Origin of the sequence: Saccharothrix hoggarensis (assembly GCF_042678885.1) — a bacterium.
Taxonomy (GTDB): domain Bacteria; phylum Actinomycetota; class Actinomycetes; order Mycobacteriales; family Pseudonocardiaceae; genus Actinosynnema; species Actinosynnema hoggarensis.
Genome location: NZ_JBHTLK010000325.1, coordinates 1 through 5,786 on the forward strand (window position 1 = coordinate 1; position 5,786 = coordinate 5,786).

Annotated in this window: 6 protein-coding genes and 1 pseudogene; 4 read left to right on the plus strand and 3 right to left on the minus strand. The window is 75.5% G+C overall.

Translation table 11 applies throughout. The features are described 5' to 3' along the window. From ACFQ3T_RS33700 to ACFQ3T_RS33710, 3 genes are all read left to right on the plus strand, one after another. Window positions 1-198: SDR family oxidoreductase (locus ACFQ3T_RS33700; protein ID WP_380729724.1), on the plus strand; the 198-nt coding region annotated here is incomplete at its 5' end. Window positions 199-265: 67 nt separating this feature from the next. Next, entirely contained in the window at window positions 266-1,192 is a 927-nt protein-coding gene (locus ACFQ3T_RS33705) for an aldo/keto reductase (protein WP_380729726.1), read from the plus strand. After that, the gene (locus tag ACFQ3T_RS33710) at window positions 1,189-2,028 is read left to right on the plus strand and encodes an amidohydrolase family protein (protein WP_380729728.1); all 840 of its coding nucleotides are present in this window, start codon (window positions 1,189-1,191) and stop codon (window positions 2,026-2,028) included. Before ACFQ3T_RS33705 ends, ACFQ3T_RS33710 begins: the two co-directional genes overlap by 4 nt. A 77-nt stretch (window positions 2,029-2,105) precedes the next feature. Here the strand turns inward: ACFQ3T_RS33710 and ACFQ3T_RS33715 are convergent, their stop codons facing one another. Next, window positions 2,106-2,780, minus strand: a complete 675-nt coding sequence (locus ACFQ3T_RS33715; RefSeq protein WP_380729730.1) for a FadR/GntR family transcriptional regulator — start codon at window positions 2,778-2,780, stop codon at window positions 2,106-2,108. Between the two features lie 194 nt (window positions 2,781-2,974). Between ACFQ3T_RS33715 and ACFQ3T_RS33720 the strand changes: the two genes are divergently transcribed. After that, window positions 2,975-4,174 (plus strand): N-acetylglucosamine-6-phosphate deacetylase, encoded by a 1,200-nt coding sequence (locus ACFQ3T_RS33720; protein WP_380729732.1) that lies wholly within the window; start codon window positions 2,975-2,977, stop codon window positions 4,172-4,174. Between the two features lie 72 nt (window positions 4,175-4,246). On the opposite strand, the gene ACFQ3T_RS33725 is transcribed toward ACFQ3T_RS33720, so the two are convergent. Further along, window positions 4,247-5,290: an SIS domain-containing protein gene (locus tag ACFQ3T_RS33725; RefSeq protein ID WP_380729734.1), complete on the minus strand. Its 1,044-nt coding sequence runs from the start codon at window positions 5,288-5,290 to the stop codon at window positions 4,247-4,249. Window positions 5,291-5,318: 28 nt separating this feature from the next. After that, window positions 5,319-5,786: pseudogene (locus tag ACFQ3T_RS33730) on the minus strand (glycoside hydrolase family 3 protein); the annotation flags it as partial.

The following is a 5,786-nucleotide window of genomic DNA, read 5'->3' on the forward strand; positions in this document are numbered from 1 at the left end:
CTCGACGCGGCGCCGCACCCGGTCGCCGAGCGGGCCGCGCTGGAGGCCCGGCAGCCGCACGGTCGGCTGGTGACGGCGGACGAGGTGGCGGGCGCGATCGCGTACCTGGCCGGTCCGCACTCCGGCTCCACGACGGGCGCCGTCCTCGCGGTGGACGGCGGCATGCACGGCCTCCGGTTGCGCCCGCCGCGGCCGTAGCGCGGTGGCCCCCGGCGTGCGGACGGGGAACGATGGGCGCGGAGCCGATCGTCTTGGAGGTGCGGGTGTGATCCCACTGTCCCGGTTGGGGTTCGGCGGCGGGCCGATCGGCAACCTGTACACCGAGGTGTCCGATTCGGACGCCCTCGGGGCGCTGGAGGCCGCGTGGGACGCCGGCATCCGGTACTTCGACACCGCGCCGCACTACGGGCTCGGTCTGTCGGAACGGCGGATCGGCGAGTTCCTGGCGGGCCGGCCGCGCGACTCGTTCGTCGTGTCCACGAAGGTGGGCCGGGTGCTGGAGCCGTGCTCGGCCGGCGGCGACGACCGGGCGAACGGGTTCGCGGTGCCCGCCACGCACGTGCGGCGGTGGGACTTCGGCGCGGACGGCGTGCGGCGGTCGCTGGAGTCCTCGCTGGAGCGGCTCGGGCTCGACCGGGTCGACGTGGTGTACGTGCACGACCCGGACGACCACGGCGACCGGGCCGTGGCGGAGGCCGTGCCCGCGCTGGCGGCGCTGCGGGACGAGGGCGTCGTCGGCGCGGTCGGCGTCGGCATGAACCAGTGGGAGCTGCCCGCGCGGTTCGTGCGGGAGACCGACGTGGACGTGGTGCTGCTCGCCGGCCGGTACACCGTGCTGGAGCAGAGCGGGGCCGGGCTGCTGGACCTCTGCGCCGAGCGCGGGGTGTCCGTGGTGGCGGCCGGGGTGTTCAACTCGGGGCTGCTGGCCAGGCCCGAGGTCGGCGACACCTACGACTACCGCGCCGCGCCCGTGCAGCTGGTCGAGCGGGCCCGGCGGATCGCCGGGGTGTGCGCGCGGCACGGCGTGACGCTGCCGCGGGCGGCCGTCGCGTTCCCGTTCCGGCACCCGGCGGTGGTGTCCGTGCTGCTGGGCATGCGCACGGCGGACGAGGTGCGGGCCAACGCGGAGGCGGCGTCCGCGCCGGTGCCGGACGTGGTGTGGGACGACCTGCGGGAGGAAGGGCTGCTGTGATCGTCGACGCCCACCACCACGTGTGGGACCTCGCCGTGCGCGACCAGGACTGGATCACCGACCCGCCGATGGGCGCGATCCGCCGTGACTTCTCGCTGGCGGACCTCGCGGCCGTGGCCGGTCCGGTGACGCGGACCGTGCTGGTGCAGACGGTGGCCGTGCCGGAGGAGACCCCGGAGCTGCTGGCGCTGGCCGCGTCGACGGACCTGGTCGGCGCGGTGGTGGGGTGGACGGACCTGACGTCGCCCGCCGTCGGTGACGCGTTGTCGGCGTTGCGCGCGGGCGGGGGAGGGGAGTGGCTGCGCGGTGTCCGGCACGTCGTCCAGGCCGAGCCGGACCCGGAGTGGCTGTGCCGGCCGGACGTGCTGCGGGGGCTGGCCGCCGTCGGTCGCGCCGGCCTGGTCTACGACCTGCTCACGGTGCCGCGCCGGCTGCCGGCGGCGCGGCGCGCGGTGGCCGCGATGCCGGACGTGCCGTTCGTGCTGGACCACTGCTCGAAGCCGCCGATCGCGTCCGGCGGGCTGGAGCCGTGGGCCGCGGGCGTGCGGGCGCTGGCCGCGCACGACAACGTGACGTGCAAGGTGTCCGGGCTGGTCACGGAGGCCGACTGGCGGCGGTGGACGGTGGCCGACCTGCGGCCGTGGTTCGACGTGGTGCTGGACGCGTTCGGGCCGTCACGGCTGATGTTCGGGTCGGACTGGCCGGTGTGCCTGCTGGCCGCGCCGTACGCCGACGTGCTGGAGGCCGCGCGGGCGTTGACGGACGAGCTGTCGCCGGCCGAGCGCGCCGAGGTGTTCGCCGGCACGGCCGCCCGCGTGTACGGCGTCGAGCCGTAGCGGTTCCCACACGTAGGAGGTCCCACCCGCAGGAGTCCCAGCCGTTCATCAGGGCCGCGTTCTCCTAGCTCCCCGGCTCAGGCCAGGTCGGAGAGCCACTGCTCGACGCCGGCCACGTGGACGGTGGACCAGGACCGGGCCAGCTCGGGCTGGTGGGCGGCGAGCGCGTCGACGATGGCGCGGTGCTCGGCGACGGTCCGGTCCACCGCGCCGCCCTGCGTGATGCCGCGCCAGATCCGCACCCGGACCGTCGGCCCGGCGAGCGTGTCGAGCAGCCGGGCCAGGTAGGCGTTGCCCGAGCCGTGGGCGATGGCGCGGTGGAACTCCAGGTCGTGCTGGACCAGTTCCTCGACCGACCGGGCGGACTCGGCGGCGTCGCACAGGGCCCGCAGCGCGGCGACCTCCTCGGGCTCGACGCGCTGGGCCGCCAGGGCCGCCGCGGCGGGTTCGAGGATGCGCCGGACCTGGAGCACCTCCAGCACGGAGTCCTCGCCGCGGTGCAGGTCGAGCACGAACGACAGCGCGCCGAGCAGGTCGTCGGCCCGCAGGCTGGACACGTAGGTGCCGTCGCCCTGCCGCACGTCGAGCACCCGGACCAGCGACAACGCCTTGACCGCCTCGCGCAGGGAGTTCCGCGACAGGCCGAGCCGGTCGGCGAGGTCGGCCTCGCGCGGCAGCCGGTCGCCCGGCTTCAGCTCGCCGGAGACGATCATCTCCTTGACGCGCAGGATGGCGTCGTCGGTAACTGCCACGGCGGCCCTCGACTCGTCAGCTAGACCTCGGATGTCTGGCGCCAAGTATGGGCCACGCCGAAGTGCCGCGCGGCCGAACCGCCGTGCGGGGGGAACATTAACACGGCTCCGCTCTATTCGGTTATCTTGTAACCACAGGGTGACGGCGTCCGCCACTTGCCGCCATAATGGTCTGGACCATTTGAGGAGGGACCTTGGACACGGTTGTCGCAGCTCCGCGAGCACTGCTCGGTCGGACCATCACCGGTCCCGTCAGCCTGAGGTTCAGGGCAGGCCGGATCGTGGACGTCGTCGCGGGCTCACCGCCCGGCGGCGCCGAGGTGCTGACCGAGGGCCTGCTCACCCCGGGCCTGGTGGACGTGCAGGTGAACGGGGCGGTGGGCGTCGACTTCGCCGAGGTCGACCCCGCGGGCATGGCCGCGGTCGCGAGAGCGCTCCCGCCCACGGGGGTGACCCGCTTCCTGCCGACCCTGATCACCGCGCCGGTGCCGGTGGCGGTGCGCCAGGCGCACGCCGTGCTGGCGGCGGCGGCCACGTTGCCGCAGCACGCGGGGGCCAAGCCGCTGGGCGTGCACCTGGAAGGGCCGTTCCTGTCCCCGAAGCGGGCGGGCGTGCACGACCCGGCGCTGATGGTGGCGCCGGGACCGGCCGAGATAGACCTGCTGCTGAACGACGAGGTGCTGCGCCGCGCGCTGCGCATGGTGACGCTCGCGCCCGAGCAGCCGGGCGGCGTGGACGCCGTGCGGCCGCTCACGGCGGCCGGCGTGCCCGGGGCCGACGGCCACAGCGACGCGACCGGTGAGCAGACCAGGGAGGCCGCCGAGGCGGGCGCCCGGATGGTCACGCACCTGTTCAACGCGCAGCGCCCGCTGGGGCACCGCGAGCCGGGCGTGCCCGGCGTGGCGCTCGTGGACGACCGGTTCACGCTCGGCCTCATCGCGGACCTCGCGCACGTCGGCCCGGACGTCTGCCGGCTCGTCTTCAACGCCGCCGGCCACCGGGTCGCGCTGGTCACGGACGCCGTGGCCGCCGCGGGCATGCCGCCCGGCCGCTACCAGCTCGGCGGCGCGGACGTGCTGCTGACCGAGGACGGCGTGCCGCGCTCGCCCGAGGGCACGATCGCGGGCAGCGCGCTGACGCTGGACCGGGCCGTGCGCAACATCGTGTCGGTGGGCGTCGACGTGGCGGACGCGCTGGCGTCGGCGACCATCATCCCGGCCGAGGCGATCGGGGAGCCCACCCTGGGCAGGCTGGAACCCGGCGCCGTGGCCGACCTGGTGTGGTGGGACGACGACCTCCGGCCACGGAAGGTGTGGGTGGACGGGGAGGTCGTGTTCGACAGCACGGTGGTGTACGACACCGCCTCGATCGGCCTGGCCGCAGCGGGCCAGTAGCCGCACACGTGAAGAGGCCCGAGGGCGATCCCCTCGGGCCTCTTCGCGTTGGAGCGCGGGTTCCGGCCGCCGTCAGCGGGTCCGGGTGACCTTGTTCAGGCCGCGCGGGTTGTCCGGGTCGCCGCCGCGGGCCAGCGCGAGGCCGTGGGCGATGCGCTGCACCGGCAGGATCTCCAGGATCGGCGCCACCTCCTCGGCGGTCTCGGCCACCGGCACGCGCAGCGCCGCCGACACCTTGTCCGAGGCCGACCCCACGGCCACGACGTCCGCGCCGCGCCCGTGCACGGCGTCCAGCACGTCGTGCAGCGCGTCGCCGCCCTGGCCGGCGCTGGTCACCGCCAGCACGGCGGTCTCGGCGTCCACCGCCGCCACGGGACCGTGCAGCAGGTCCGCCCCGCTGTACGCCCGCGCCGCCAGGTACGACGTCTCGGCCAGCTTCAACGCCGCCTCCAGCGCCGTCGGCAGCGAGTACCCGCGCCCGGTGGTGAGCACCCGGTCCACGAACCGGTACCGCCGCACGGCTTCCGCCACCGCGTCGGCCGACATGTCCAGCGTGGCCCGCGCCAGGTCGCCCAGGCCCGCCGCCGCCGACCCGTCACCGCCGCGGATGGCGTCCACCAGCAGGTACAGCGCGAGCAGCGTGGACGAGTACGTCTTGGTCGCCGCCACGGCCTGCTCGACGCCCGCGCCGACGTCCACCGACAGCTCGGCGGCGGCGTTCAGCGGCGACGACGCCGTGTTCGTGACGGCGACCGTCAGCGCCCCGCGCGCCCGCGCCGACGCGGTGACCTCCAGCAGGTCCGGCGACCCGCCCGACTGCGACACCGTCACCAGGAGCACGTCGCGCAGGTCGGGCTGGGCGCCGTACAGCGTGGTCGTGGACGGCGACACCAGCCCGGCGGGCAGCTCCAGCAGCACCTCGGTCAGGTATTTCGCGTACAGCGCCGCGTGGTCGCTGGACCCGCGCGCGGCGAGGAGCACGAACCGCGGCCGGCGCTCGGCGATCGCCGAGGCGACCGACGCGATCTCGGCCCGCCGCGCGAGGAGGTCGGCGAAGATCGCGGGCTGGCGGTCGATCTCGGCCGCCATGTGCCTGCCGGGCTGGTGGTCGGTCATCGGATTTCCCCTGTCAGTGCTCGGGTGCTCAACGGCCGGCGGCGACGTGGCCGGCGGCGACGTGCCCGCCCGCGAGGAGTTCCGCGGCGGCGCGCAGGCACACCCGTGAGCCGCCGTGGGTGTCGACGCGGGCCGCGGCGCCCAGGTCCGGTCCCGGCACGCCCGTCTCGACGTGCACTAGGTCTAGACCAATAGTAACCAGCGACGCCACCAGCTCGCGAGCCCACGCGTGGCGGTGTGCCTCACGCGTCACGACCACCACCGTGCGCCCGCCGGCCGCCGCCGCGATCTCGTCCGCCGACGTCGACGACACCACCGTCGTGCCCGGCAGCAGCTCCACCAGGTACGGCCCGAGGCCCCACGGCACGTCGCCGACCGCGATCGACGGCTCCACCGCGAGGTCGACCACCACCGGCGGCCCGGACAGCCGCGGCTCGCCGCGCACCTCCAGCGCCCGCCGTGCCGCGGCCAGGCCCAACGCCGGGTCGTGCCCGTC